This is a genomic window from Kitasatospora sp. NPDC088783, assembly GCF_044750705.1.
Lineage (GTDB): Bacteria > Actinomycetota > Actinomycetes > Streptomycetales > Streptomycetaceae > Kitasatospora > Kitasatospora fiedleri.
Genome location: NZ_JBIVKJ010000001.1, coordinates 346,430 through 371,488 on the forward strand (window position 1 = coordinate 346,430; position 25,059 = coordinate 371,488).

Genomic DNA, 25,059 nt, shown 5'->3' on the forward strand with positions numbered 1-25,059 from the left:
ACCCCGACCGGCTCCCTGGCCGGACCCGACCGACGGTAGGGGCCCTTCTTGTGGAAACCCTGTGGAACGGAGGGGCGGGCGAGCGGGTACCGGCCCGGCGGACGTCGTGCCGTCACGGGTGGGCGCGGTGCCACTCCAGGGCGGCGGTGACCAATTCACGGCGCCGCTCTGAGATCAGGGCAGGGGGCAACCCGCTCCGGTGCTTCAACGCCTGTGGGTCACCGGCGAAGCGGCCCGCCACCTTGTCCATCACACCCTCGAACACCGATGGCCACTGAGCAGGGTCTACGCTCCGGCCCGGAGGCCGACCTCACTCGGCACGGTCAAGGCCGGCGTCAGACCGGCCGTCCGCTGTCAGAGGGTGGCAGCACGCAGCACGATCAGGGCGACGGAGGCCACGGTGAGGACCACCGCCGGAGACGCGCCCCTGCGGTCGCCGACGCGCAGGTGGAAGACGACCGCCCCGGCGAAGTAGAGCGTCAGGCCGATCGCGGCGGCGATTCCGACGGGTCCCCACCGGAGTCCGGCGATCACACCGGCCGCGCCCGCGATCTGAGCGCCGATCAGGAGAGCCATCATGCTCTTCGGCACTCCGAGGGTGGACATCTGCTCGGTGATGTGCCGCGTCCGCAGGGACTTGGCCCCGGCCGATACCAGGAGGAGCGCCGACATGAACACGGTGACGACGGCGAGGGAGACGAACATGGCTGAAACCTCAATCGTGCGAGAGGCGAGCAAGGGGGCGTGCGCACCTCGACGACGATAGGCGGCCACCAGGTACCTCCAGGTAACCTTCGGGGCATGAGCCTGCGACCCGGAATCGCCTTCCTCGCCGACTGCCCCGCTCTCCTGGCCATGGAGATCATCGCCAGCAAGTGGTCCATGGTCACGCTCTTCGCGTTGACCGAAGGCCCGTTGCGCCACGGTGAGTTGGTCGAGCTGAGCGGTGGCATTTCGCGCAAGGTGCTGACCCAGACGTTGCGCCGGCTCCAGGCCAACGGGCTCGTCGAGCGGCACGCGTACGCCGAGGCGCCGCCGCGCGTGGAGTACGGCCTGACCGCTCTCGGGCGAACCCTGGAGGAGCCCATCAGGATGCTCACCGCATGGGCGCGGGAGAACGGCGAGGCGGTCGTCACCTTCCGGGAGGCAGCCGAGGCGGCCAGGACCAGTGATCAAGAGCTGCGGCTGGAGCGCTAGGCGACAGGCATCTTGGCGGGGGTCTGGGGGCGGAAGGCGGGGTAGCCGGGCAGGGGTTCGACCGGCCAGGTGTCGGCGGTCCGCCGCAGCAGCCGTTCGAAGGTCTCGGTGAGGGCGGGGAGGCCGTCCAGGCGGGTGGCCGACTGCCAGCGGTGGCGCAGGAGTTGGCGGCGGGTCGGGACCGGGCGGCGGGTGGGGTGCAGGGGGGCGTCCTCGGCGGCGAGGGGCAGCAGGCGGACGGTGACGTTGACGGTCCACACGGCGGTGGCGTCGCGCATGCCGGCCTCCCAGCGGGCGTCGTCCGCCAGCGCCGGGTGGACCGGGACGACCTCGGCCCGGTAGGCGGCCTCGACCCGCCGGGCCAGGTCGGGCGGCAGGGAGAAGACGCACCAGCAGGAGGAGAACGGCATCCGGCAGTAGGCGGCGGTGAGGAAGACCGACTGGAAGCAGGCGGCCTCGAAGTCGAGCAGCCGCAGGCCGTCCGGGGTGAGCAGGTTGTTGTCGGGGCAGGTGTCGCCGGGGGTGAACGCCAGGTACTCCGGGCCGCCGACGGCGCCGACCGCGGCCAGTTCCGCCGCCAGCCCCGCGGGGGCGGGGACCCCGGCCGCGGCGAGCACCCCGGGGAAGGCGGCGGCGTTCTCCACGATCCAGGGCTGCTCCGCCCAGGTCGGCACTCCGACGTCGAACCGCCGCCACAGCGCGGCGAGTTCGGGTTCGCGGCCGACGGCCCGGGCGGCCAGCCCGCCCAGCCCGCGGGCCCAGGCGAGCAGGCCCGCCTCGGCGGCCCGCGGGTCGGTGCCGAGCAGCACGTCGGCGAGGGTGGGTGCGGGGCCGAGGTCGCCCAGCACCAGCAGCGGCACCTCGGGGTCGACCGCGAGCAGCGGCGGACCGGCCACCCCGAGGGTGAGCCCGGCGGCCTCGGCGGTGAAGCTGCGCAGCGCGTCCGGGCCGCCGGGGTACGCCTTGACGACGACCGAGCCGCCGTCCTCGGTGCGGCAGCGCAGCACGGTGGTCCGGCGGCTGCCGCCCAGGTCGACGGGGTCGGACAGGCCGCTGCCCAGCAGGCGGGCGGCGGCCGCGAGGATCTGCTCCATCCGGGCATCCTGCCACCCGCCTCCGGCGGCCGGTCCCGCTGGGGGTCCGGCGGGTACGGCTCGGCGGGCGGCAGGGGGCGGACCTACAGGCCGAGCGCCTCGGCGGCCAGCGCGGTGCCCTTGATCCGGGCGTCGATCTTGGCGAAGGCGGTCTCGCGGGAGGTGGAGGTGTCGTCGGCGAACGGGGCGAAGCCGCAGTCGTCGCAGGTGCCGAGCCGGTCCACCGGGAGGTGGCGGGCGGCGGTCAGGACCCGGTCGCGGACCTCCTCCGGGGTCTCCACCCGGGGGTCGATCGGGTCGGTCACGCCGACGAACACCCGGGCGCCCGGGCGGAGGTGCGTGGCGATGACGCTCAGCACCCGCTCCGGGTCGGCCTCCCCGGCGAGCTGGACGTAGAAGTTGCCGACCTCCAACTGGAAGAGGGTGGGCAGCAGTTCGGCGTAGTCGACGTCCAGGCTGTGGGTGGAGTCCTGGTCCCCGCCGGGGCAGGTGTGCACGCCGATCCGGGCCCGCTCGGCCTCGGTGAAGCGGCTCAGCACCCGGTTGTTGAGGGCGACGAAGTCCTTCAGCAGGCCGCCGCTGGGGTCGAGCTTGAGCGACAGCCGGGCCTCGGTGAAGTCGAGCTGGACGGCGTGCGCCCCGCCCTCCAGGCAACCGCGGATGTCGGCCTCGGCCTCGTCGGCCAAGTCCCGCAGGAAGTCCTCGCGCGGGTAGCCGTCGATGCCGTCCGCCGGGTAGAGCAGACTGAGCGCGGACGGGGCGATCACCGCCTGCTTCACCGGCAGCCGGGTGTGTCGGCGGGCCTCCCGCAGGTACTCGGCGGCCCGCACCCGGTAGCGGAACGGACCGGCGGTCAGGACGGGCAGTTCGCGGGTGTGGCCGTCCGCGAACGGGATGATCGCACCGCCGGGCGCGAGCGAGTCGAGGCCCGCCACCGGGTAGGTGAGGAAGCTGGGCTTGGCCTGCTCGCCGTCGACCAGGACCGGGCTCCCCAGCTCGGCCAGCCGGGCGAGGGTGTCGGCGGTGGCGGCCTCCTGGTGCTTGGCCAGTTCGGCGTCGTCGATCCGGCCGGCGGCGTGGTCGGTGAGGGCGTTCAGCAGGGTGCGCGGGCGCGGAAGGGAACCGATCGCCTCGGTGGGAATGGTCATGATCCGGACCTTAGGAAGCCCGCGCGGACCGGCACAAGGGGGCGCGCGAGGCGCGCAAGCGTCCCAACTGCGCCGCTAGGAAGAGAAAGTGACGCTGCTTCACCTCATCGAGCGAGATTGCCGGACCGGGGGAGTGGGCATGCGGACCGGCCCGGCGGGGCCGCCCGCCCTCGGGTCCGCGCTCGGGTCCGCGCTCGGTTCTGTCCTCAGGGCCGTCCTCAGTGCCGTTCGCGGTCGCTCAGCCAGTCGCGGGGGGAGGGGAGCCGTACGGTCGGCGCGTCCGGGACGAGCAGCGGCAGGCGGACCTCCAGGCGGCAGCCGGGGCGGTCCGGCCGGTCGGTGGCCAGGACCGATCCGCGGTGCAGGGCGGCCTGCTGGGCGACCAGGGTCAGGCCGAGGCCGGACCCCGGGCTGTCCGGGCGGCGGTGGAAGCGGTGGAAGACGGCGGCGCGTTCGGCGGGCGGGATGCCCGGGCCGGTGTCGTCCACGGTGAGTCGGGCGGCGCCGTCCCCGACGCGCAGCCGGACGGTCACCTCGGCGGAGCGGGCGTCGTCCGGGGCGTCGTCCGGGCCGGTGGCCGGGTCGGTGTCCGGGTCGGTGCCCGGCGTGTCGTTCCGGCCGGCCTCGCGGCCGTGCGCGGTGGCGCGGCCGTGCACGGCGGCGTTGCCCAGCAGGTTGGCGAGCAGGATGCGCAGTCCCGCGTCCCAGCCGAACACCCGCACCTCGGAGGGGAGTTCGCCGATCCGGAAGACGGTGTCCGGGTGGCGGCGGGCGGCCTCGGCGACCGCGGCGTCCACCAGCTCCGCGAGGTCGACCGGCCCGAACGCGGAGAGTTCCACCAGATCGCCCCGGGCCAGGGCGGACAGCGCGCTCAGCAGGTCCAGCATCCGGGCGTGGTCCTGCTGCAACTCGGCCAGCACCTCGGCCCGTTCGCCCGCCGGGAGGTCCGGGTGCGCGGCCAGCACGTCCAGGTTGGTGCGCAGGCTCATCAGCGGGGTGCGCAGCTCGTGCGAGGCCGCGGAGGAGAACGACCGGGCGGTGTCCAGGGCCTGCGCGGTGCGGTCCGCCTGCTCGTCGTACCGGGACAGCAACAGGGCGATCGCGGACGAGAGTTCGTCCACCTCGGCGGTGCCCGTCCGGACGTGCGCGAACGCCGCGTGCCCCGCCCGCGGGTCCAGGACGGCCGCCCGGCGGCCCAGCCGGCGCAGCGGCAGGGTGGCCCGCTCGGCCAGCCCGAAGCCGATCAGCCCCGAGAGCGGCGCCGCGACCAGTGCCACCAGCAGCACGCGCCGCCGCACCGCCCGCAGTTCGTCCGCGGGCTCCCCGGCCGGGGCCAGCACCCACAGCGTCCCGGCGGTGCTCCCGCCTCCCACCTGCACCGCCAGCACCCGCCAGGCCGAACCGCCCTGGCGGACCGTCACCGCGCCCCCGCTCGGGGCGGCCGGGAGCCGCGCCGGGTCGTCCGGCTGCGAGCCCGCCGAGAGCAGCACCGTGCCGTCGGCGGCGACCACCCGCACGCCCGCGTCCAGCGCCGCGTCCAGCAGCTTGCGCTGCTGGTTCTGCTCGACCTTCGGACGGTTCCGGCTGTCGGCCGCGAGCAGCGCCCGGGCGTTCGGCAGGACGGCCGCCGCCCGGGCGCCCAACCGGTCGTCCTGGCGGCGGTGCAGGTCCGCCCCGACCAGCGGCAGCAGCAGCACCCCGGCCGCCGCCACCAGCAGCGGCACCAGCACGGCCGCCCCGAGCGCGATCCGGGTCGACAGCCTCACCGTCCCGCCCCGCCCTCGTCCGGCGCCCGCAGCACGAAGCCCACCCCGCGCACCGTGTGCAGCACCCGGGGGCGGCCGTCGGCCTCCAACTTCCGCCGCAGGTACGAGACGAAGGTGTCCACGGCGTCGCTGCGCACCTCGAAGTCGTAGCCCCAGACCCGGTCCAGCAGCACCTCCCGTGAGAGCACCAGGCCGGCGTTCCGGGCGAGTTGGGCGAGCAGCTCGAACTCCCGCCTGGTCAGCCGGAGTTCGCTCTCCGACCAGAACGCCCGGCGGGTCTCCGGGTGGATCCGCAGCGGCCCGACCCGGATCAGGTCCGCGGACTGCGGCGGGCGGCGGCGCAGCAGCGCGTGCAGCCGCAGCACCAGTTCCTCCAGCGCGAACGGCTTCACCAGGTAGTCGTCCGCGCCCGCCTGCAACCCGGCCACCCGGTCGGCGAGCTCGTCCAGCGCGGAGAGCATCAGCACCGGGGTGTCGTCCGCCCGCGCCCGCAGCGTCCGGCACACCTCCGTCCCCGACAGTCCGGGCATCCCCACGTCCAGCACCAGCACGTCCGGCGGCTCCTCGGCCACCGCCGCCAGCGCGTCGGCGCCGTCCGCCGCCGTCGAGACCCGGAACCCGCTCAGCCGCAGCCCGCGCTCCAGGCTCCGCCGGATCGCCGCGTCGTCGTCCACCACCAGCACCCGCCCGGCCACTCGCGCCACCTCCACCGCCGACTGTCGCACAGGCGGCCGCACGGGAGCGGGGAGGGGCCCCGGTGGGCGGCGGTCGGCGGTCGGCTGGTGGTGGGCGGCCGGTGGTGGGCGGTTACGGCTCGTCGTGCCAGGAGAAGGCGGTGATGCGCCAGCCGTCCGGGGTGCGGGCGAACTGGAAGGTCTTGGTGCCGCCGCCGACGTACGGTTCGCCGTCCAGCAGGCCGGACTTGCGGTAGCTGCCGATCCGGCAGGCCACGCCGTCGGCGATCTCGGTGCGCTCGTCGACCTCCCACTCGTGGAAGTCGGTCAACCGCCCGTCGGAGAGCAGCAGTTCGCGCGGAGCGATGAACTCCTCGACGCCGTACACGGCGTAGCGGGGCGCCGTCACCACGATCACCCCGCCGGGCAGCATCAGCCGCCGCAACCGCCCGACATCGGCGGCCCCGCCGTCCCGGTTGTCGAACGCGCCGAAGAACTCGGCGGTCAGCCGGTCGAGTTCGGCCTTGACGGTGGAGACGCTCTCGGACATGGACCGCACCGTAACACCGCACCCCGCGCCCCCGCCGCGCGGGCCGGAAGGGCCGGGCGGGAATCGGGTTGCCGGTCCCACCCCGGCGGTCGACAATCCGGGGCATGACTTCCTTGATCAGGCACGTGACCGTTGACAGCCTCGACCCGTACCGCCTCGCCTCGTTCTGGTCGGAGGTGCTGGGGCAGCCGCTGCACGAGGACGACTTCCCGGGAGACCCGCAGGCGCTGATCGAGGGCGCCGGGCTGCTGTTCGTGACCGTGCCCGAGGGCAAGGCGGGGAAGAACCGGATCCACTTCGACCTCCAGCCGCAGGAACGGACCAGGGACGAGGAGGTCGACCGGCTGATCGCCCTGGGCGCGGTACGGGTGGACGACCAGCGGCGCCCGGACGGCACGGGTTGGGTGGTGCTGGCCGACATCGAGGGCAACGAGTTCTGCGTCGAACGCAGCGCGGCCGAACGCGCGGCCTGACGCCCCGGCGGCGGGCGGGGCGGTGCGCGGTGAGCGGGCGGGGCGGCTGCCCGGTGCGCGCTCGCGGGCACATCATCGGATGAGCGGTGGTATCCGCCGGGCGGGGGAACGGCCGACGGTTCTGCGCCGTCCGGACCTGGGGTTCCAGCAGACTCGTGCCGTCGGCGGCCGGTCCGTCCTGGTGGGCGGTTGACGCGTGCTCCGGCGGGAAGTTGACGCGCGTCCCGGGCGGTCGGGCGGGGCGCGTCCCCCGGCGACCCGTCGATCCGGGCGTGTCCGCGGTCGGCCCCGCCCGTGCCCGGCGTTCCCGGGCGCGGTGCCCACGCACGCGAACGGACCGGAGGATCCCGCCATGAGCCGAGCCACCGTGCAGCGCCTCCCGGTCGGGCCGTCCGCCGGGCCACTGGGCGCGCTGCTCGACCGGATTCCGTCCCCCGCGCCGCACCCGTACGCCGATGCGCTGCGCGAGGAACTCGCGCACTGGCTGGCCGGCACCGGCCTGCTCGACCACGAGGGCACCCAACGCCTGCTGGAACAGGGCCACTTGGAGCTGGCGTCCCGCTGCTGGGGCGACCTCCCGGCCGGGCCGGGGCTGCGGACCGCCACCCAGTGGCTGCTGCTCGGCTGGATCCTCGACGACCACTTCGACCGGCACTGGCTCGGCGACCCCTCCGACGAGGCCGACCGCACCGTCCGCGAACTCGCCGCCCTGCTCGCCCCGGAACTCGCCCCCGACGCCGCCGCGCCCGCCCCGCGGACCGCCCTGGCCCGGGCCTTCCGCACCCTCTGGCAGGACAGCGTCGCCCTCACCGGACCCGCCTGGCGAGCCCGTCAGACCGCCGACTTCCGCTGCTACCTGGAGAGTTCGCTCGAATTCCTGCGGCTGCGCGGCGCCACCCCCACCGTGCCGCAGTACCTCTCCCACCGGGACCGGGGCGGCGCCACCCGCTGCGCGGCCGGCACGGTCGAGCTGGCCCACCGCCTCGACCTGCCCGAGCAGTTCCACCACCACCCCCAACTCGTCGACCTGCGCAACCGGTTCGACCACCTGGTCGGCTGGGCCAACGACCTGTGCTCGTACCGGACCGAGACCGCCACCGGCCACGGCAACAACCTGCTGTCCGCGCTGGAGGTGCACGAGCGGCTGCCGCAGGCCGCCGCGGCCGCCCAGGTGGCCGCGCTCTGCGGGGCCGAACTCACCACCCTGGAGTTCCTGGCCGAGGGAATCGCCCGGGGCTCGCACTGGCCGCCGCCGGTGCGCTGCTACGTCCGGGCGCTGGTCCGGTTCGCGCACGCGCTGCTGCACTGGATGGCGACCACCGTCCGCTACCGCCCCGAGGCGGTGCCGCTGCCCCGGGCCCGCTGAGCGCCGTCCGCGCCCGCTCGCGCCCGCCCCGCTCGCGTCCGCGTCCGTTCACGCCCGCTCGCGTCCGTCCGCGCGCGGGTGGCCGGAACCGCGCGGTGGCAGGCGCGCGTCCCTCCCGGTGAACGGGCGCGGGTGGTTGCCCGTCACGGCGCGGGGGCAGGAGAACGGACATGGGAATCGTCAGCTGGATCATCCTCGGGCTCCTCGCGGGAGCCGTCGCGAAGCTCCTGCTGCCCGGCAAGGACCCGGGCGGCATCATCGTCACCACCCTGATCGGCATCGCCGGTTCCTTCATCGGCGGTTGGCTCTCCTCGAAGATCCTGCACAGGTCCGTGAACGTGCACTTCTTCGACCTGCCGACCTGGATCTCCGCGATCGCGGGCGCCCTCGTCCTGCTGATCGCCTACCGACTGGTGTTCGGCAGGTCCCGCGACTGACCGGGCCGTCCACGGCCGACCGGCGCCCCTGCCCGCTCAGCGCGGCGGCAGGGGCTCCTGCGCGTCCGGTCGCGGCGCTTGCGTCCCGCCGCGTCCGGCCCCGCCCCGCCGTAAGCGCCGTAAGCGCCGTGGCTGCCCGGGGCGCCCGCCAGCGGGTTCGTGCGACCGGTACCAAAGGCTGATCCGCGGTCACCCATCGGGCGGGGTTCGCTCGATCGTGGGCGATTCGTGCTGCCGAACCGCCCCCGTGGGTCCAAGGTGGGAGCAGGACGCACTCGGAAGACCGCGTCCCGCTCGCCGCACCAGGCCCGGAGCGGTGCGCGCGCCCCGGTGGATCCCGTCCGCCGGGCGCGCGCCCCCCGACCCGTCGCGGCGCGCCGAGCGGCAGGCCACCTCGCAGGGAGACGAACCGATCTTCTAGGCTCGCTCAGGTCCCCTGCCCCGGTGCCCGTCCGCGCCGAGGAACGGAGACCCACGTCCCCGGGCCCCGGGCCGAGCCGGAGCCGCGGACCGAGCGAGGAGGACGAAGTGTTGCCCAGTCCCAGGCCGCCCCGTACACCGCGACCGAGCCCGACGCCGCGCAGGACCCGCCGGACGCCCGTCCCGCCGATACCACCGGGCGCCCCGCGGCCCGCCGGGGGTGAACGGTGAGCCCGCATACCGTGGCCCCCGAGCCGCACCCCGCCGAGCCGCATCCCGACGGAGCCCCCGCGGCCGCTCCCGCCCCCGCCGGAACCTCCGCGCCACCCGCCGCGGACACCGCCGAACCGCCCGCCGCCGCACCGGCGGTGACCCCCACCGCCGCCCTGCCCGGCCTCCCGCGCACCCTCGCCGCCCGGGCCCGCACCCTCACCGCGGCCGTCCGCAAGCGCTGCGCCGACCTGGCCCGGATCGAGTCCCCGTCCGGCGACGCCGCCCGGCTCGACTCCCTCGCCGAAGAACTCGCCGCCGGTTACGCGGCGACCGGCGCCACCGCCGTCCGGCAGCGCTGCGAGCACGGCGACCACCTCGTCCTCGACTGGCCCGGCCAGCAGGAGGACCTCCCGCACCTGCTGGTGGTCGGCCACCACGACACCGTGTGGCCGGTCGGCACCCTCGCCGACTGGCCGGTCGAGGAGCGCGACGGACGGCTCACCGGCCCCGGCATCCTCGACATGAAGGGCGGACTCGCCCTGCTGGAAGGCGCGTTCGCGCTCCTCGCCGACCTCGGGCAGCGCCCGCACCGCCCGGTCCGGATGGTGATCGTCTCGGACGAGGAGGTCGGTAGCCCCGACGGCCGCCGCCAGGTCGAACGCCACCTGCGCGGCGCCGCCGCCGTCCTCGGCCTGGAACCCGGCCACCCCGACGGCCGCCTCAAGACCGCCCGCCGCGGCTCCACCCGGGTCCGGCTCACCGTCACCGGGCGCGAGGCCCACGCGGGCAACGACGCCGCCGAGGGACTCTCCGCGATCGACGAACTCGTCGACCAGCTGATCGCCGTCCGCGGCCTCGCCCGCCAGCCCGGCACCGAACTCAACACCGGCCGCATCGACGGCGGCACCCGGGCCAACGTCATCGCCGGGCACGCCGAGGCCGAACTCGGCCTGCGCTTCGCCACCACCGAGGCCCAGCGCCGCACCCTGGACACCCTCGCCCACCTCACCGCCAACCGGCCCGGCGCGGACGTCCGCGCCGAGGTCCTCTCCAGCCGCCCCGCCTGGCCCGAACGCACCGGCAACCCGCTGCTGCGCCACGTCCGCTCGCTGGCCGCCGCGCTCGGCCAGCACCTCGACGGCGCCCCCGCCGGCGGGGCGGGCGACACCAACCTGGCCGGTGCGCGCGGCCTGCCCACCCTGGACGGCCTCGGCGCGGTCGGCGCCGGCCCGCACGCCCGCCACGAGCACCTGCGGGTCGACCAGCTCGGCCCGCGCATCGCCCTGCTGGCCGCGCTCCTGGCGGTGCCGCTGCCGCGCCTGCGCGAGCGCTGACGGGGCACGGCGACGGGACGGCGGGGAACTGCGGCCCAGGCGGCCGTCCCCGCCGTCCCCGCCGTCCCCGCCGTCTGTCTCCCTGGTTCCCCTGGTTCCCCTGGTTCCCCTGGTTCCCCTGGTTCCCCTGGTTCCCCGCCCTTGCTTGTCACGGTGCTGTCCCTGTGTACAGAATGGAACCGACCGAACGGTCAGTCGGGAGGTGGGCAGTGGAGACCAGCACGGCGGCGGAGGCGGCGGCGCAGTCGCGGTTCGAGGCGGTGGTGGCCGCCGATTCGCGGGTGGAGCCCCGGGACTGGATGCCGGAGGCGTACCGGGCGACGCTGGTGCGGCAGATCGCGCAGCACGCCCACTCGGAGATCATCGGGATGCAGCCGGAGGGCAACTGGCTGACCCGGGCGCCCTCGCTGCGGCGCAAGGCGATCCTGCTCGCCAAGGCCCAGGACGAGGCCGGGCACGGGCTGTACCTGTACGCGGCGGCGGAGACGCTCGGGGTCGACCGCGCCGAGCTGACCGAGAAGCTGATCGACGGCCGGCAGAAGTACTCCTCGATCTTCAACTACCCGACGCTGACCTTCGCGGACGTCGGCGTGATCGGCTGGCTGGTGGACGGTGCGGCGATCTGCAACCAGGTGCCGCTGTGCCGGTGCAGCTACGGCCCGTACGCCCGGGCGATGGTGCGGATCTGCAAGGAGGAGTCCTTCCACCAGCGGCAGGGCTACGAACTGCTGATGACGCTGATGGCCGGGACGGACGCGCAGCGCGCCATGGTGCAGGACGCCGTGGACCGCTGGTGGTGGCCCTCGCTGATGATGTTCGGGCCGCCGGACGGGGCCTCGCCCAACAGCGAGCGCTCGATGGCCTGGCGGATCAAGCGGCACAGCAACGACGAGCTGCGCCAGCGCTTCGTCGACATGACCGTCCCGCAGGCCGAGCACCTGGGCGTCACGCTGCCCGACCCGGCGCTGGCCTGGAACGAGGAGCGCGGCGGCTGGGACTTCGGCGAGCCGGACTGGTCGGAGCTCCAGCAGGTGATCAAGGGCGGCGGCCCGTGCAACGCCCAGCGGATCGAGCGCCGGCGCACCGCCCACCGGGACGGCGGGTGGGTGCGCGAGGCGGCCACCGCGTACGCGGCCAAGCGGGCCGCACGGGAAGGGAGTTCGGGATGAGCGGGGAACGGGCCTCCTGGCCGCTGTACGAGGTGTTCGTGCGGCCCCGGCGCGGGCTGAACCACGTGCACGTCGGCTCGCTGCACGCGGCCGACGACCGGATGGCGCTGCTCGCGGCGCGCGACCTGTACACCCGGCGCAACGAGGGGGTGAGCCTGTGGGTGGTCCGCTCGGACGCGATCGCCGCGTCCAGCCCGGACGAGCAGGACCCGTTCTTCGCGCCGAGCGGCGACAAGGTCTACCGGCACCCGACGTTCTACCCGATCCCCGAGGACGTCCCGCACATCTGAGGAAACTGACGGTCCGTCAGGAACCGAGCAGGGAAGGCGACATGACCGACGAACACGTGTACCTCTCGCTGACCGAGGCGGGCCCGGAGCCGGACGGCGAGGCCCGCTGGGCGTACGGCACGGGGTTCGCCGATCCGCTGCTGGGGGTGGACGCGGCGCCGCCGGAGGGGATCGACCCGGCCGACCTCGCCGCGTACTGCCTGATGCTCGGCGACGACGCGCTGGTGCTCTCCCAGCGGCTGATCCAGTGGATCACCCGGGCCCCGGAGCTGGAGGAGGAGGTGGCGCTCGCCAACCTCGGCCTCGACCTGCTCGGCCAGGCCCGCCGTCTGCTCACCCGGGCCGGGCAGCTGGACGGCAGCGGCCGCAGCGAGGACGAACTCGCCTACTGGCGCGAGGAGTCCGACTACCGCAACGTGCGGCTGGTGGAGCTGGAGAACGGCGACTTCGCGCAGTGCGTGGTGCGGCTGCTGCTGTTCGCCACCGCCCGCGAGGAGCTGTACCGGCGGCTGGCCGGCCACGCCGACCCGGTGCTGGCGGCCGTCGCGGCGCTCGGCGTCAAGGAGTTGGCCTACCACCGGGAGTACGCGGCCTCCTGGACGGTGCGGCTCGGCGACGGCACCGAGGAGTCGCACCGGCGGATGCGGGCCGCGCTGGAGGTGCTGTGGCCGTGGCTGGACGAGCTGTTCACCCCGCACGAGGCCGAACTGCGGCTCGGCGTCGACCCGTCGGAGCTTCGCGCACCCGTACTGGCCGTCCTGGAAAGGGTGTTGGCCGAGGCCACGCTGCCAGTCCCGGAGCCGGCGGGCCGGGCGTACGTGAACGGGCGGGCCGGGCGGCACGGGGTGCACACCGAGGCGATGGGGCCGCTGCTGGCCGAACTCCAGGTGCTGGCCCGGGCGCACCCGGGGGCGACGTGGTGAGCACCCTAGAGCGGGCCCGGGAGGTCGCCGCCGCCGTGCCCGACCCCGAACTGCCCATGCTCACCCTGGCCGACCTGGGCGTGCTGGCCGGGGTCGAGGAGGCCGACGGCACGGTCACCGCCTGGCTGACGCCCACCTACTCGGGCTGCCCGGCCGTCGCCGAGATGGCCGCCGACGTGGCCCGCCGGCTGCGGGCCGCCGGGTTCGCGCAGGTCGAGGTCCGGCTGCGGATCGACCCGCCGTGGTCCAGCGACCGGATCAGCGCCGAGGGCCGCCGCAAGCTCGCCGCCGCGGGCATCGCCCCGCCGACGCCCGGCGGACTGCCCGCGCCCGGCGGGCTGCTCGCGCTGGGCCCGACCCGCCGGGCGGTGGCCTGCCCGCAGTGCGGGTCCGAGGACACCGAGGAGCTGTCCCGGTTCGGCTCCACCGCCTGCAAGTCGCTCTGGCGGTGCCGCAGTTGCCGCGAACCCTTCGACCGGATCAAGGAGATCTGATGGCCGTCCGCCGCCCGCGGTTCCACCCGCTGCCGATCGGCACCCTGGAACGGCTCTGCGAGGACGCCGTCGCGGTCACCTTCGACGTCCCCGCCGACCTGGCCGGGGAGTTCGCCTTCCGCCCCGGCCAGAGCCTGACGCTGCGCCGGATCGTCGACGGGGCCGACGAGCGCCGCTCCTACTCGCTCTGCTCCCCGGTCGGCGGCCCGCTGCGGATCGCGGTGCGCGAGGTGCCCGGCGGCCTGTTCTCGCACTGGCTGGTCGGCGAGGCCGGGACCGGCGAACTGGTCGACGTCCTGCCCCCCGCAGGCGCGTTCGCCGCCGACCCGGCCGAACCCGGCGAGCACGTGCTGATCGCGGCCGGCTCCGGCATCACCCCGATGCTCTCCATCGCCGGCTCCGTCCTGGCCGGCCACCCCGACTCCCGGGTCACCCTGCTGTACGGGAACCGGCGCAGCGACACGGTGATGTTCGCCGACGAGCTGGCCGACCTCAAGGACCGCCACCTGGAGCGCTTCCAGCTCGTCCACGTGCTCTCCCGGGAGAGCCGGGACGCCGAGCTGCTCAGCGGCCGACTCGACCCCGAACGGGTCGCCGCCCTGCTGACCGCCCTGGTCGACGTCCCCGCCGTCGACCACTGGTGGCTGTGCGGACCGTACGGGATGGTCGCCGGGACGAAGCAGCTGCTGGCCGGGCTCGGCGTCCCCGCCGGGCGGGTGCACCAGGAGCTGTTCCACGCCGAGGACGCCGCCGACGGGATCACCGAGGAACGGCACCTCGAACCCGCGCCGGACGCCGACGCCAGCGAGGTCACCCTCGTCCTGGACGGCCGCTCCAGCACGCTCGCCCTGCCGCGCGACCGCTCCATCCTGGACGGCGCCCAACGCGCCCGCCCCGACCTGCCGTTCGCCTGCAAGGGCGGCGTCTGCGGCACCTGCCGGGCCCTGGTGTGCGAGGGCGAGGCCGAGATGCGGCGCAACTTCGCGCTGGAGGAGTCCGAGGTGGCGGCCGGCTACGTGCTCACCTGCCAGGCCCGACCGGTCTCCGACCGGGTGACGGTCGACTACGACCGGTAGGGGACGGGCGCGGCGGGGACCGGGGCCTCAACCGCGGTCGGCCGCCGCGTCGATCAGGGCGGCCAGTTCGGCGGGCCGGCTGAACATCGGCCAGTGGCCGGAGTCCAGGTCCACGTACGCGATCCGCTCCATCCGGGCCACCTCCGGCGCCGCGCCCGCCGCGACCCACCCCCGGACCTCGGCCGGCGCGGCCTCGGCGCAGACCATCGTCACCGGCACGCCGTAGCGCCGCTCGTCCGCCAACCGGACCGGCGCCAGCGCGACACCCGCCGGAACGGGCACGGCGTTCGCCGCGATCCGCTCGCGCAGCTCCGCGTCCAGGTCGGCGCTGCTCGGCCCCTCGAACGGCTCCCAGCCGGGGAACGGCACCGCGCCGTCCACCACCGGGAACAGGTCCGCGTACGCCTTCCCGTCCCCGTGCGGGAAGCCGTCCACCAGCACCAGCCCCGCGACCGCCTCCGGGCGGGCGTCCACGGCCATCCACCCCAGCGTGCAGGCCGCCGAGTGCGCCACCAGCAGCGACCCGCCCTCCGCCGCGTCCACGGCGGCCACCACGGCCGCCAGCTGCTCCGCCAGCGTCGCCGCCGCGCGGCCGTCGCCCTGGCCGGGCAGGGTCAGCGGCACCGGGCGGTGGCCGCGCGCGGCGAGGGCGGGGGCTACCGCGTCCCAGGCGGTGCCGTCCAGCCAGAGGCCGCCGATCAGTAGGACGTCCATGGTGTTCCTCCAGGTGCCGAGGGCCGCGAGCGGCCCGTTCGAGCGGGTCGCTGACCAGGCTAGGGAGGGTTCCGGACGATCGGCTTCCTGATCGGGAGGGACGTTTCGGCCCCCCGGGCCCCTGGCCCCCCGGGCCCCTGGCCCCCCGGGCCCCTGGACCCCCGGGCCCCTGGCCCCCCGGGCCCCCGGGCCCCCGGACCGCGCTTCCGTAGGCTGTCGGGTGTGGCGACCACGGAGACCAGCCCCACCGCCCGGGCGCTGCGCGCGCTGGAGATCCTGCGCGACCGGCCCGGGACGACCGCCGAGCAGCTCGCGGAGCGGCTGGGGGTGAGCGACCGGGCCGCCCGGCGGTACGTGGCGATCCTGCGGGAGGCGGGCGTGCCCGTCGAGTCGGAGCGCGGCCCCTACGGCGGGTACCGGCTGGGGCGCGGGGCCCGGCTGGCACCGGTGTCGTTCACGCAGGAGGAGGCTCTCGGGCTGGTGATGGCGGTGCTGGACGGGCGGCCCGCCGCCACCGATCCGGACGACCCGGTGGGGGCCGCGCTCGGCAAGGTGGTCCGGGCGCTGCCCGAGGCGATCGGGCGGCAGGCCGCCGCGCTGCGGGCGCACGCCGCCGCCGCGCCCGACCCGTACTCGGCGCACCCCGACCCGGCGGTCGCCAGCACGCTCGTGGAGGCGATCGCGTCCCGGCGGCGGGCGGTGATCAGCTACCGGAGCCCGGGCGGCGACGAGTGGCGCGCCGAGGTCGACCCGTGGGCGGTGGTGGTGCGGCGGGCCCGCTGGTACCTGCTGTGCCACTCGCACCGGTCGGACGCGGTGCGGACCTACCGGATCGACCGGGTCCGGGCCGCCGAGCGGAGCGGCACGCCGTTCGAGCCGCCGGAGGGGCTCGACCCGGTCGCCGTGCTGGAGCGGCACCTGGGCAGCGGCTGGGCGTTCCGCACCCGGGTGCTGTTCGACGCGCCGTTCGAGCAGGTCGCCCCGTGGGTCGGCCCGACCATGGGACGGCTCCGACCGGCGGGCGGGGGCTGCCTGCTGGAGGGCAGCACCCGCAACCCGGCGATGTACGCGGGGGAGTGGCTGGCGGCCGTCCCGTTCCCGTTCCGGGTCCTGGACGGGCCCGAACTGCGGGAGGCGGTGGCCGCGTTGGCGGCCCGGTTCGCGGCGGCGGCCGCACCGCCGGAGGGTGAACCGCCGGAGGGTGAACCGCCGCAGGACCGAGCCGTCAGACCGCGGCGGACCGGGCGGGCGCCGGCACCGGGGCCCCCAGCAGCCGGACCACCTCGTTGACCGCCGTGCGGCCCGCCCGGTTGGCGCCGACCGTGGACGCGGACGGGCCGTAGCCCAGCAGGTGCACCCGCGGGTCGGCGGCGACCCGGGTGCCGTCCATCCGGATGCCGCCGCCCGGGCCGCGCAGGCCCAGCGGGGCGAGGTGGGTGAGCTCGGCCCGGAAGCCGGTCGCCCAGACGATCGCGTCGACGGGCAACTCCTCGTCGCCCCAGGCCACTCCGCGCTCGGTGAGCCGGTCGAACACCGGGCGGCGGCGCAGCACGCCCAGCTCCTCGGCCCGCCGGTAGGCGACGCTCGGGCCCAGGCCCGTCACCGAGACCACGCTGCGCACCGGCAGCCCGGCCCGCACCCGCTCGTCCACCCGGGCGACCACCTCGCGGCCGAACTCCTCGGTGAACGGCCCCGAGTGGACCACCGGCGGGGTGCGGGTCACCCACACCGTCTCGGCCACCGCGCCGAGTTCGGAGAGCACCTGCACCGCCGAGGCCCCGCCGCCCACCACGACCACCCGCTGCCCGGCGAACTCCGCCGGGCCCCGGTAGTCGGCGTAGTGCAGCTGCCGCCCGGCGAAGTGCCCCGGGTAGCGGGGCAGGAACGGCCTGGTCCAGGTGCCGGTGGCGTTCAGCAGGGCGCGGGCGGCCCAGCGCCCGGCGTCGGTCTCCACCAGCAGCCGCCCGTCCGGGCCGCCGTCGGGGCGCCCGTCCGGCCGCTCGCGCACCGCGAGCACCTTCACCGGACGCAGCACCGGCAGCGCGTGCTGCGCCTCGTACGCGGCGAAGTAGCCGGGGACGGCCACCCGGGCCTCGGCGGCCGGGTCGGTGGCGGGGAGCTCGAAGTCCGGCAGGTCGTGGAAGCCGTGCACGGTGGCCATGGTGAGCGAGGGGGAGCGGTGCGCCCAGGCGCCGCCGGGCGCGTCGTCTGCGTCCAGCACCACGAAGCCGGTGTGCGGGGCGAAGCCGCGGCGGCGCAGGTGGTAGGCGGCGGACAGGCCGGCCTGGCCCGCGCCGATCACCAGCGCGTCCACCTCGCGGACGGTGCCGTCGCCCCCGGTGCTTGCACGTTCAACAGTCACGCCGGTGAAACACCGGGGCGCGGTCGGGTGTTCCCGGCAGCAGCGCGCAGGCCGCGGCGGCCAGCCGGTCCGGGCCGTCCGGGCACAGGGCGAGGAACAGCCGGGGCTCGGTCAGCTCCAGCTCGATCAGCGCGGGCGAACCGTCCGCCAGGCGGACCAGGTCGACCCGGGCGTACAGCAGCTCGCCCGGCTCCGCCGCCACCGCCAGCACCCGGTCGGCGAGCGCCAGTTGGTCGGCGTCGGGCTCGCGGGCGACGTCCGCGAAACCGCCGCCCAGCATCGGGCCGCGGCGCACCGCGTGGCTGAACTCCCCGCCCAGGTACAGCAGCGAGGTCTCGCCCTCGTCCTCCACCATCGCCAGGTACGGCTGCACCATCGCGGTCCGCCCGGCCGCCGTCAGCGCGGCGACCTGCGCCAGCGCCGCGGCCCGGTCCGCGGTGCGCACGGTGTCCCGCGCGCCGGAGGAGACCGTCGGCTTGACCACCAGCTCCGGCCAGTCGACCGCCGCCACGCCGTCCACCGGGTCGCCCGGGGCGACCCAGAGCGTCGGCACCACCGGCAGCCCGGCGGCGGCCAGTTCGCGCAGGTACGTCTTGTCGGTGTTGCGCTCCAGCACCCGGGCCGGATTGGCCAGCCGGGTCAGCGCGGAGACCCGCCGCGACCAGGCCAGGAACTCCGCGCGGTACAGGATGTAGTCCCAGACGCTGCGCACCAGCACCAGGTCGTACCCCGCCCAGTCCACCCCCGGGTCGTTCCAGAACACCGCCTCCGCGCTCACCCCGAGCCGCGCGAACGCCGCCAGCACCGGCATCGCCTCCACGTCCTCCACCCCGCGGCAGGTGGCGTACGCGACCCGCTGGGGCCGGCGGACGGGCGGGTGCAGGGCGGTGCTCACGGGAGGCTCCTGGCGTCGGGGCGGAAGAGTGCGCAGCGAGCGTCTTATGGGGCCCTGACCAGTGTCAACCGGTATGTCATCCCGTCCGACGAGATGACCGGGGCGTGGCCGGACGGCGCCGGACGGTGATCGTTCCGGTCGGCGCGGGCCCCGGGCGCGTTCGGGTGCGTTCGGGTGCGCTCGAGCGCATTCCGACGCGTGCGGGCGCGTTCGGGCGCGTTCCGGCGCGTTCCAGCGGATCGGACGGAATGCGTCCGGGTGGAATGCGTCCGGGGGAAATCCGTCCGGACGGAATTCTTTCGAACGGGCCCCGGAACGGGCGGGCCGCCGGGCTGGACGGGATTGTCAGTGGGCCGCCGTAAGGTGGGAAACACGCTGGAGGGGGCGCCGGAAGAGGCGTCGGGAGCGGCGTGGGAAAAGGGGCGGCGAAATGTCTGCGAACAGGATCGAGCACAAGGTCAACCACGTCTCGCTGGTGGTCGACAAATCCGGTTCGATGCGCCGGCACGAGGCGCAGCTGGTCCGGGTGGTGGACGAATTCGTGAAGGGCCTCCAGGAGGAGTCCGACCGCCTCGGCCACGAGACCAGGATCAGCCTCTACGCCTTCGACCACGAGGTGCGGAACCTGGTCTGGGACATGGACGTCAAGCACCTGCCGTCCCTCCAGGGCCTCTACGCGGTCGCCAACGGCGCGACGGCGCTGATCGAGGCGGCGGTGAAGTCCGTCGACGACCTCAAGCACGTCTGGGAGGGCTACGGCGAGCACTCCTTCCTCCAGGTCGTCGTGACCGACGGCGAGGAGAACGCCTCCGGCTGCGCGGAGAGCGGCCTGATGCACACCCGGATGAAGAAGACCGAGGGCGCCGCCGTCCTGCGCGGCTGGATGGACCGCATCCGCACCGCCATGGCCGACCTCCCCGACCACTGGACGTCGGCGATCCTGGTCCCCAACTCGCTGGCCAAGCGCACCGCCCAGGAGTACGGCTTCCCGGCGGGCAACATCGCGATCTGGGACGCGGACTCCAGCGGCGGCGTCGAGGAGGCCATCGACACCGTCAAGACCGCCGCCACCAGCTTCCTGCGCGGCCGCGAGAAGGGCGTGCGCGGCACCAAGAGCCTCTTCGCCATGGGGCAGGACCTGAGCGCGGCCGACGTGAGCGCCAACCTCGAAGCCCTGGACACCGGGGCCTACGCCCTCGTCCCGGTCGACCGGCAGGCCCCCATCCGGGAGTTCGTCACCGGCGCCGGGCACCCCTACCGGACGGGCTGCTCCTTCTACGAGCTCTCCAAGCGCGAGAGGATCCAGGGCGGCAAGCAGCTCGCGGTGGCCGAGAAGGACCCGGCCACCGGCCTGATGACGGGCCGGGTCTTCTCCGGCCCGGCGGCCCGCAGCCTGCTGGGCCTGCCCGCCGCGGAGATCACGGTGAAGCCGGGCGACAACCCGGCGTACACCGTGTTCGTCCAGTCGACCTCGGTCAACCGGAAGCTGGTGCCCGGCACCCGGGTGCTCGTCATGCTGTAGGCCCGGCCCGCGCCGGCTCGTACCGGCCCGCGTCGGCCCGTACCGGCCCGCGTCGGCCCGTACCGGCCCGCGTCGGCTCGTACCGGCTCGTACCGGCCCGGGCCGGCGGCCCCGGAACGCGCCGGTCCGGGGCCGCCGGAGGGCCGGGGGAGCGGGGCGGGTCAGGCGAGCGGCTCGATCACGGCGGCCGTGCCGTACGCGCAGACCTCCGTTCCGACGTCGGCGGCCTCCGAGACGTCGAAGCGCATCATCAGGACGGCGTTGCCGCCGCGCGCCCTGGTCTGCTCGACCAGCCGCGCCATGGCCTGGTTCCGGGTCTCGACCAGGGTCTTGGTGAGACCCTTGAGTTCGCCGCCCATCAGGGACTTGAGACCGGCGCCGATCTGCGAGCCGAGGTGCCGGGAGCGCACCGTCAGGCCGAACACCTCGCCGATCACCCGGACCACCCGGTGCCCGGGCACGTCGTTCGTGGTCACCACCAGTACGCCGCCGGACGGGTCCTGCCCGCCGCCGAAATCGTTCAGTTCGCTCATGCCACCAGCCTCCCGCCCGGACGGCCCGCAGCCCGCCCCGGCGCGCCGGGCGATCGCGCTCCGCGCCCGCGCGCCACCGCCGCCGGACACCGGATCACGAGAGCTGATGGACACCGGGCACCGGGTTTGTCAACCTTGTCGCATGGGCGAGCGAAGCGATCATCCACAGGGGCCGCACGCGGCGGAGGAATCCGGCGCGCAGGAGATCGAGGCCACGGTGGTGCTGGGGCTGCGGATCACCGACTGGCCGGCATTGCGGGCCGCCGCGCGGGCGGCCGTCGAGGAGCTGGACTTCGACGGCATCGACCCCGAGGGCCAGCGCGCCCAACTGCTGCGCGAGGTCGCCGAGGACCCCAACGCGGCCCTCGGCGCGCTGCTCCACCCCGACCGGCTGGTGGCGTCCCTGCCCGGCATCGAGGCGCTCGGCGGCACCCTGGAGATCAGCGTCACCGACGACTTCGCCCCCGACTTCGCCGAGCTGTTCCCGCTCGACGACGACGGCGACACCGGCGACTGGACGCTCACCCCGCGCACCGCCTGCCTGCTGCACACCCAGCTGATCGGCCTCGCCGACGCCGCCTACGAAGACCTGGAGGACCACGGCGACGACCCCGTCACCGTCGCCGACGAGGGCGAGTGGACGGTCTTCGGCCGCCTCCCGCAGCGCACCTGGAGCCTGCACCGCGGCTGGCGGCGCGCCTTCGCCCGGGCCTTCGACGACCTCGCCGACGACCTCGCCATCGGCGAGTGGCCGCTGCCCCGCTGCCCCGCCGAGGACGTCGCGCTGCGCCTGGCCCTGGCCGACGCCCGCGCCCTGCTCGGCGCGCAGCCCGAGTCGGTGGCCGACATGATGGGCGACCTGCCCGCCGACCTGTACGACTACGACTGGGACGGCTGCGGCGACGAACTGTTCGGCGTCTACGGCCCCGACGAGGAGGACAGCGACCTCGACGCGGACCAGCGGATCGACCGGCTGCTGGCCGCCACCCACCCCGAGGGCTGGTTCCTCGGCTACGAGGACGCCGAGGAGCGCGACCCCGGCCGGGGCTACCGCCGCTGAACTGGCATGCTGGACGGGTGAGCTCACCCTTCGACCTCCCTGCCCGGCAGCCCGAACCCTCCGCGTCCGCCGCCCCCGCCGCCCCCGCCGTCGGTGGGCACGCGGAGGACCGCGACACCCGCCCGCAGTACGTGCTGCCGCTGGTGGTCCGGCTGGAGCGGGCCGACCCGCCCGCCCGGACCGACGCGCTGGAGACCTCCGCGCGCGCCGTCCTCACCCTGCTCGCCGACCCCCGGGTCACCGACGCGGACGGCGAGTGGGCCGAGCGGGTCGCCGCCTGGGAGGACGCCCGGATCCGCAAGGTGGTCCGGCGCGCCCGCGGCGGCGAGTGGCGCAAGGCCGCCGAACTCCCCGGCATCACCGTCACCGGGGAGAGCGCCGAGGTACGGGTGTTCCCGCCGATCCCGTTGGACGGCTGGCCCAAGGAACTCGCCAAGCTCCAGGTCTCCGGCACCGACCTCGACGACCCGCGGCCCCCCGGCCCCGCCCCCGAGGGCGTCCCCGTGCTCTGGCTCAACCCCGCACTCGAGATGAGCGCCGGCAAGACCATGGCCCAGACCGGCCACGCCGCCCAACTCGCCTGGTGGGAACTGGACACCCCCCAGCGCGAGAAGTGGGCCGCCGACGGCTTCCCCCTGGCCGTCCGCACGGCCCCCGCCCCCGCCTGGCCCACCCTCACCGACGGCCGACTCCCGGTGGTCCGCGACGCCGGCTTCACCGAGATCGCCCCCGGCAGCGCGACCGTCGTCGCCGACCTCGGCGAGCACCACCGCCCCACCCCGCGCCTCCGGCGCCCGTGAACGCACCACCCTGTCCCGATCGAGTGAAGCCCGCGATCACGTGGATGAGGGTGGCGTGCCGCTTGTCGGAGGAGGGGGCAGAGGCGGTCGCGCTCGCGAGCGGCGCGGAAGCATCAGGTCCTGCCGCTGATCTGCGGCTCCTGCTGTTCCGTCAGTTCCCGCACGGAGTCAGTCGATCATGGTTGAATGCTGCGTCGCGGCGCTCCGGGGGGCTGGTGCCGCGTCGCGTCCGCCCTTTCTCCGCGAGGTGACGCGGGTCACACCGGCCCCGTGTCACGAACGGAAGGGCAGTGTGCGTCTGGTGGTCGTCCGCAACGCGGGAACGGTCCACACGGAAGAGGCGACAGAGCGATGAGCACGACGACGCAACAGCACGAGGTCCTGGTCCTGGGTGCCGGCTACGCCGGGCTCTCCGCCGCGATGCAGCTCGCGGCCCGCACCGGGAAGCGCGGGAACCTGCGAGTGACGCTGGTCAACCCCCACGACGCCTTCACCGAGCGGCTCCGGCTGCACATGACCGCCACCGGCCAGGAGACGGCCGAGCTGAACATCCCGGAGCTGCTGGACGGCACCGGTGCCGAGTTCGTCCGCGGCTGGGTCACCGCCGTGGACGCCGGTGCGAAGACCGTCCGGATCGACGACGACCGGGTGCTGCGCTACGACACCCTGGTCTACGGCCTGGGCAGCATCGCGGACACGGCCGCCGTCCGCGGCGTGGACGACCATGCCTACACCCTCGACGGTCCGGAGGACGCCGTCCTCCTCGCCGAACGGCTGGCCCGGCTCGACGGCGGGACGGTCGTGGTCGGAGGCAGCGGCCTCACCGGCGTCGAGGCCGCCGCGGAGATCGCCGAACGGCACCCGGAGCTCCAGGTGGTGCTGCTGGGCCGGGGGGAGCCGGGTGCGGGCATGCACCCGAAGGCCAAGGCGTACCTGGACGCGGCGCTCGCCCGGCTCGGAATCCGGGTGCGCAGCGGCGTCGAGGTGACCGAGGTGCTCCCGGACGGCGTCGAACTGGCGGACGGCACCAGCATCCCGGCGGCTGCGGTGCTGTGGACCAGTGGCACCCGGGTCTCGCCGCTGGCAACCGCCGCGGGCCTGACCGTTGACGAGCGCGGCCGGGTGGTCACCGACAGTGCGCTGCGCTCGGTCTCCCACCCGGACGTCTACGCCGTGGGCGACGCGGCGGCGATCCGGCAGGGCTACGGCGTGATGCACGGGACCTGCCAGGGTGGCATGCCCACCGGCGTGCACGCGGCCCTCTCGATCCTGCGGGTGCTGGCCGGCAAGGAACCCCGGCCCTTCCGTTTCGGCTACTACCACACCCCCGTCAGCCTGGGCCGGGGCGACGCCGTTGTGCAGTTCACCCACCCCGACGACAGTCCGCGCCGGTTCGTACTGACCGGCAAGCGGGCCGCGAAGTACAAGGAGACCGTCACCGCCGCACCGTGGCCGACCTTCGCCCGCATGAAGAAGATGCCCGTCTCGGGCGCGTTCTGGCCGCACGGCGGCCGCTACACCCGGATTCGGAGCGCCAAGTGATCCAGCCGCAGCAGAAGAGCCCCGACCAGCTCGCCTTCCAGCAGTACCGCAGCCTGCTGTTCTCCGTCGCCTACCGCCTCCTCGGTACCGCTGCGGACGCCGAGGACGTGGTCCAGGACGCGTGGCTCAAATGGTCGTCGGCCGACCGCTCCCAGATCGCCGACCCCAAGGCGTACCTGACCCGGATCATCTCCAACCTGGCGATGGAACGGCTCCGTTCGACCCGCCGTCAGCGCGAGACCTACGTCGGGCCGTGGCTCCCCGAGCCGATCCTCACCGGCCCGGACGTCGCCGACGGCGCCGCCGCGGCGGACTCGGTCTCCATGGCCCTGCTGGTCGTCCTGGAGACGCTGAGCCCCCTGGAGCGCGCGGTCTTCGTACTGAAGGAGGTCTTCGCCTTCAGCTACGCGGAGATCGCCCAGGCGGTGGAACGCTCCGAGGCGGCGGTGCGGCAGGCCGCCCACCGCGCCCGCGAACACGTTCGGGCCCGCCGGCCCCGTTTCACCGCGGACCGCGCCCGCCAGCGCGACGTCACCGAGCGCTTCTTCGCGGCGGCGACGGGCGGCGACATCAACACCCTCATGGAGCTGCTCTCCCCGGACGTGACGCTGTGGACGGACGGCGGCGGCAAGGTCCGCCAGGCCCTCAAGCCGGTCATCGGCCTGGAGACCGTGGCCGGCTGGTTCGCCGCACTCGGCACCGCGACCTACCAGGGCGTCACACCCGATCGGATGCGGGCGGAACTCACCTCGATCAACGGCGGCCCGGGCGTGGTCTTCCGTGGCCCGGACCGCGTGATCGCCACGATGACCTTCGACTTCGACGTGGAAGGCCGCATCTCGGCCATCCACAACGTGGCCAACCCCGACAAGCTCCACGCCGTCGCCGACGGCACCCGGCACGAACTCTCCTGAGCCGCCCCGTCGTTGTCGACCCCGGGGGATCCCCGTGAGCGCCCGGGCCCGCCGCCCCGGCCCGGCCCGGGCCCGGGTGAAAGCGGATACGGC

Annotated in this window: 26 protein-coding genes; 16 read left to right on the forward strand and 10 right to left on the reverse strand. The window is 75.1% G+C overall.

Annotated features, from left to right (window positions below):
- Positions 1-354 precede the first annotated feature (354 nt).
- A complete protein-coding gene (locus tag ACIP60_RS01410) occupies positions 355-705 on the reverse strand; it encodes a DoxX family protein (RefSeq protein ID WP_400678872.1) in 351 nt (116 codons plus the stop codon).
- 96 nt (positions 706-801) lie between these two features.
- On the opposite strand from ACIP60_RS01410, the gene ACIP60_RS01415 reads away from it, so the two are divergent.
- Positions 802-1,197, forward strand: a complete 396-nt coding sequence (locus ACIP60_RS01415) for a winged helix-turn-helix transcriptional regulator (protein WP_400678874.1) — start codon at positions 802-804, stop codon at positions 1,195-1,197.
- On the opposite strand, the gene ACIP60_RS01420 is transcribed toward ACIP60_RS01415, so the two are convergent.
- The 5 genes from ACIP60_RS01420 to ACIP60_RS01440 all read right to left on the reverse strand — a co-directional run bounded on the left by ACIP60_RS01420 (position 1,194) and on the right by ACIP60_RS01440 (position 6,429).
- Positions 1,194-2,291: a hypothetical protein gene (locus ACIP60_RS01420; RefSeq protein WP_400678875.1), complete on the reverse strand. Its 1,098-nt coding sequence runs from the start codon at positions 2,289-2,291 to the stop codon at positions 1,194-1,196. The two genes, ACIP60_RS01415 and ACIP60_RS01420, sit on opposite strands and share 4 nt — an antisense overlap.
- Positions 2,292-2,374: 83 nt before the next feature.
- Positions 2,375-3,439, reverse strand: a complete 1,065-nt coding sequence (locus ACIP60_RS01425; RefSeq protein ID WP_400678876.1) for a cobalamin-independent methionine synthase II family protein — start codon at positions 3,437-3,439, stop codon at positions 2,375-2,377.
- A gap of 218 nt (positions 3,440-3,657) precedes the next feature.
- Positions 3,658-5,205 carry a sensor histidine kinase gene (locus tag ACIP60_RS01430; RefSeq protein ID WP_400678878.1) on the reverse strand — a complete coding sequence of 516 codons (1,548 nt, stop codon included), beginning with the start codon at positions 5,203-5,205 and terminating at the stop codon, positions 3,658-3,660.
- On the reverse strand, positions 5,202-5,915 hold the full coding sequence (locus ACIP60_RS01435) for a response regulator transcription factor (protein WP_400678879.1): 714 nt from the start codon (positions 5,913-5,915) through the stop codon (positions 5,202-5,204). Before ACIP60_RS01435 ends, ACIP60_RS01430 begins: the two co-directional genes overlap by 4 nt.
- Positions 5,916-6,012: 97 nt before the next feature.
- On the reverse strand, positions 6,013-6,429 hold the full coding sequence (locus ACIP60_RS01440) for a DUF4440 domain-containing protein (protein ID WP_400678880.1): 417 nt from the start codon (positions 6,427-6,429) through the stop codon (positions 6,013-6,015).
- Between the two features lie 104 nt (positions 6,430-6,533).
- Here ACIP60_RS01440 and ACIP60_RS01445 point away from each other — a divergent pair, with 104 nt between their 5' ends.
- From ACIP60_RS01445 to paaE, 9 genes are all read left to right on the forward strand, one after another.
- A complete protein-coding gene (locus tag ACIP60_RS01445) occupies positions 6,534-6,902 on the forward strand; it encodes a VOC family protein (protein WP_400678881.1) in 369 nt (122 codons plus the stop codon).
- 352 nt (positions 6,903-7,254) lie between these two features.
- Entirely contained in the window at positions 7,255-8,268 is a 1,014-nt protein-coding gene (locus ACIP60_RS01450) for a terpene synthase family protein (RefSeq protein ID WP_400678882.1), read from the forward strand.
- Positions 8,269-8,438: 170 nt separating this feature from the next.
- Positions 8,439-8,705 (forward strand): GlsB/YeaQ/YmgE family stress response membrane protein, encoded by a 267-nt coding sequence (locus ACIP60_RS01455; RefSeq protein WP_400678883.1) that lies wholly within the window; start codon positions 8,439-8,441, stop codon positions 8,703-8,705.
- A 647-nt stretch (positions 8,706-9,352) separates the two neighbouring features.
- Positions 9,353-10,672 carry a M20 family metallopeptidase gene (locus tag ACIP60_RS01460; RefSeq protein WP_400678884.1) on the forward strand — a complete coding sequence of 440 codons (1,320 nt, stop codon included), beginning with the start codon at positions 9,353-9,355 and terminating at the stop codon, positions 10,670-10,672.
- Between the two features lie 173 nt (positions 10,673-10,845).
- Positions 10,846-11,841 (forward strand): 1,2-phenylacetyl-CoA epoxidase subunit PaaA, encoded by a 996-nt coding sequence (gene paaA, locus ACIP60_RS01465; protein ID WP_400678886.1) that lies wholly within the window; start codon positions 10,846-10,848, stop codon positions 11,839-11,841.
- Positions 11,838-12,131 (forward strand): 1,2-phenylacetyl-CoA epoxidase subunit PaaB, encoded by a 294-nt coding sequence (paaB, locus tag ACIP60_RS01470; protein WP_100839651.1) that lies wholly within the window; start codon positions 11,838-11,840, stop codon positions 12,129-12,131. The genes paaA and paaB overlap by 4 nt, the downstream gene beginning before the upstream one ends.
- A gap of 41 nt (positions 12,132-12,172) precedes the next feature.
- Positions 12,173-13,054 (forward strand): 1,2-phenylacetyl-CoA epoxidase subunit PaaC, encoded by an 882-nt coding sequence (gene paaC / locus ACIP60_RS01475; RefSeq protein ID WP_400678887.1) that lies wholly within the window; start codon positions 12,173-12,175, stop codon positions 13,052-13,054.
- Entirely contained in the window at positions 13,048-13,548 is a 501-nt protein-coding gene (gene paaD, locus ACIP60_RS01480) for a 1,2-phenylacetyl-CoA epoxidase subunit PaaD (RefSeq protein WP_400678888.1), read from the forward strand. The genes paaC and paaD overlap by 7 nt, the downstream gene beginning before the upstream one ends.
- Complete coding sequence (gene paaE, locus ACIP60_RS01485) at positions 13,548-14,624, forward strand: 1,2-phenylacetyl-CoA epoxidase subunit PaaE (protein ID WP_400678889.1); 1,077 nt, start codon at positions 13,548-13,550, stop codon at positions 14,622-14,624. Before paaD ends, paaE begins: the two co-directional genes overlap by 1 nt.
- Before the next feature lie 27 nt (positions 14,625-14,651).
- On the opposite strand, the gene ACIP60_RS01490 is transcribed toward paaE, so the two are convergent.
- On the reverse strand, positions 14,652-15,338 hold the full coding sequence (locus ACIP60_RS01490; RefSeq protein WP_400678890.1) for an alpha/beta fold hydrolase: 687 nt from the start codon (positions 15,336-15,338) through the stop codon (positions 14,652-14,654).
- Between the two features lie 222 nt (positions 15,339-15,560).
- Between ACIP60_RS01490 and ACIP60_RS01495 the strand changes: the two genes are divergently transcribed.
- Complete coding sequence (locus ACIP60_RS01495) at positions 15,561-16,628, forward strand: helix-turn-helix transcriptional regulator (protein ID WP_400678891.1); 1,068 nt, start codon at positions 15,561-15,563, stop codon at positions 16,626-16,628.
- Here ACIP60_RS01495 and ACIP60_RS01500 read toward each other — a convergent pair.
- Together ACIP60_RS01500 and ACIP60_RS01505 are read right to left on the reverse strand one after the other, a co-directional pair.
- A complete protein-coding gene (locus ACIP60_RS01500; protein ID WP_400678893.1) occupies positions 16,564-17,700 on the reverse strand; it encodes an NAD(P)-binding domain-containing protein in 1,137 nt (378 codons plus the stop codon). The two genes, ACIP60_RS01495 and ACIP60_RS01500, sit on opposite strands and share 65 nt — an antisense overlap.
- Positions 17,690-18,595, reverse strand: a complete 906-nt coding sequence (locus ACIP60_RS01505) for a RimK family alpha-L-glutamate ligase (RefSeq protein WP_400678894.1) — start codon at positions 18,593-18,595, stop codon at positions 17,690-17,692. Before ACIP60_RS01505 ends, ACIP60_RS01500 begins: the two co-directional genes overlap by 11 nt.
- Before the next feature lie 430 nt (positions 18,596-19,025).
- Here ACIP60_RS01505 and ACIP60_RS01510 point away from each other — a divergent pair, with 430 nt between their 5' ends.
- Positions 19,026-20,117: a vWA domain-containing protein gene (locus ACIP60_RS01510; RefSeq protein ID WP_400678895.1), complete on the forward strand. Its 1,092-nt coding sequence runs from the start codon at positions 19,026-19,028 to the stop codon at positions 20,115-20,117.
- 161 nt (positions 20,118-20,278) lie between these two features.
- Here ACIP60_RS01510 and ACIP60_RS01515 read toward each other — a convergent pair whose 3' ends face one another.
- Entirely contained in the window at positions 20,279-20,650 is a 372-nt protein-coding gene (locus tag ACIP60_RS01515) for a YbjQ family protein (RefSeq protein ID WP_400678896.1), read from the reverse strand.
- A 142-nt stretch (positions 20,651-20,792) separates the two neighbouring features.
- On the opposite strand from ACIP60_RS01515, the gene ACIP60_RS01520 reads away from it, so the two are divergent.
- The 4 genes from ACIP60_RS01520 to ACIP60_RS01535 all read left to right on the forward strand — a co-directional run bounded on the left by ACIP60_RS01520 (position 20,793) and on the right by ACIP60_RS01535 (position 24,966).
- The gene (locus ACIP60_RS01520; protein WP_400678897.1) at positions 20,793-21,710 is read left to right on the forward strand and encodes a hypothetical protein; all 918 of its coding nucleotides are present in this window, start codon (positions 20,793-20,795) and stop codon (positions 21,708-21,710) included.
- A 17-nt stretch (positions 21,711-21,727) separates the two neighbouring features.
- On the forward strand, positions 21,728-22,510 hold the full coding sequence (locus ACIP60_RS01525) for a peptidyl-tRNA hydrolase (protein WP_400678898.1): 783 nt from the start codon (positions 21,728-21,730) through the stop codon (positions 22,508-22,510).
- Positions 22,511-22,861: 351 nt separating this feature from the next.
- Positions 22,862-24,052 (forward strand): NAD(P)/FAD-dependent oxidoreductase, encoded by a 1,191-nt coding sequence (locus ACIP60_RS01530; RefSeq protein ID WP_400678899.1) that lies wholly within the window; start codon positions 22,862-22,864, stop codon positions 24,050-24,052.
- Positions 24,049-24,966 (forward strand): RNA polymerase sigma-70 factor, encoded by a 918-nt coding sequence (locus ACIP60_RS01535; protein WP_400678900.1) that lies wholly within the window; start codon positions 24,049-24,051, stop codon positions 24,964-24,966. Before ACIP60_RS01530 ends, ACIP60_RS01535 begins: the two co-directional genes overlap by 4 nt.
- Positions 24,967-25,059: the final 93 nt, after the last annotated feature.

Excerpts from the sequence above, each read along its gene's own strand:
- ACIP60_RS01410 (WP_400678872.1), bottom strand. The coding sequence starts at position 705 with ATGTTCGTCTCCCTCGCCGTCGTCACCGTGTTCATGTCGGCGCTCCTC.
- ACIP60_RS01415 (WP_400678874.1), top strand. The coding sequence starts at position 802 with ATGAGCCTGCGACCCGGAATCGCCTTCCTCGCCGACTGCCCCGCTCTC.
- ACIP60_RS01420 (WP_400678875.1), bottom strand. The coding sequence starts at position 2,291 with ATGGAGCAGATCCTCGCGGCCGCCGCCCGCCTGCTGGGCAGCGGCCTG.
- ACIP60_RS01425 (WP_400678876.1), bottom strand. The coding sequence starts at position 3,439 with ATGACCATTCCCACCGAGGCGATCGGTTCCCTTCCGCGCCCGCGCACC.
- ACIP60_RS01440 (WP_400678880.1), bottom strand. The coding sequence starts at position 6,429 with ATGTCCGAGAGCGTCTCCACCGTCAAGGCCGAACTCGACCGGCTGACC.
- ACIP60_RS01445 (WP_400678881.1), top strand. The coding sequence starts at position 6,534 with ATGACTTCCTTGATCAGGCACGTGACCGTTGACAGCCTCGACCCGTAC.
- ACIP60_RS01450 (WP_400678882.1), top strand. The coding sequence starts at position 7,255 with ATGAGCCGAGCCACCGTGCAGCGCCTCCCGGTCGGGCCGTCCGCCGGG.
- ACIP60_RS01455 (WP_400678883.1), top strand. The coding sequence starts at position 8,439 with ATGGGAATCGTCAGCTGGATCATCCTCGGGCTCCTCGCGGGAGCCGTC.
- paaA (WP_400678886.1), top strand. The coding sequence starts at position 10,846 with ATGGAACCGACCGAACGGTCAGTCGGGAGGTGGGCAGTGGAGACCAGC.
- paaB (WP_100839651.1), top strand. The coding sequence starts at position 11,838 with ATGAGCGGGGAACGGGCCTCCTGGCCGCTGTACGAGGTGTTCGTGCGG.
- paaC (WP_400678887.1), top strand. The coding sequence starts at position 12,173 with ATGACCGACGAACACGTGTACCTCTCGCTGACCGAGGCGGGCCCGGAG.
- paaE (WP_400678889.1), top strand. The coding sequence starts at position 13,548 with ATGGCCGTCCGCCGCCCGCGGTTCCACCCGCTGCCGATCGGCACCCTG.
- ACIP60_RS01490 (WP_400678890.1), bottom strand. The coding sequence starts at position 15,338 with ATGGACGTCCTACTGATCGGCGGCCTCTGGCTGGACGGCACCGCCTGG.
- ACIP60_RS01510 (WP_400678895.1), top strand. The coding sequence starts at position 19,026 with ATGTCTGCGAACAGGATCGAGCACAAGGTCAACCACGTCTCGCTGGTG.
- ACIP60_RS01515 (WP_400678896.1), bottom strand. The coding sequence starts at position 20,650 with ATGAGCGAACTGAACGATTTCGGCGGCGGGCAGGACCCGTCCGGCGGC.
- ACIP60_RS01520 (WP_400678897.1), top strand. The coding sequence starts at position 20,793 with ATGGGCGAGCGAAGCGATCATCCACAGGGGCCGCACGCGGCGGAGGAA.
- ACIP60_RS01530 (WP_400678899.1), top strand. The coding sequence starts at position 22,862 with ATGAGCACGACGACGCAACAGCACGAGGTCCTGGTCCTGGGTGCCGGC.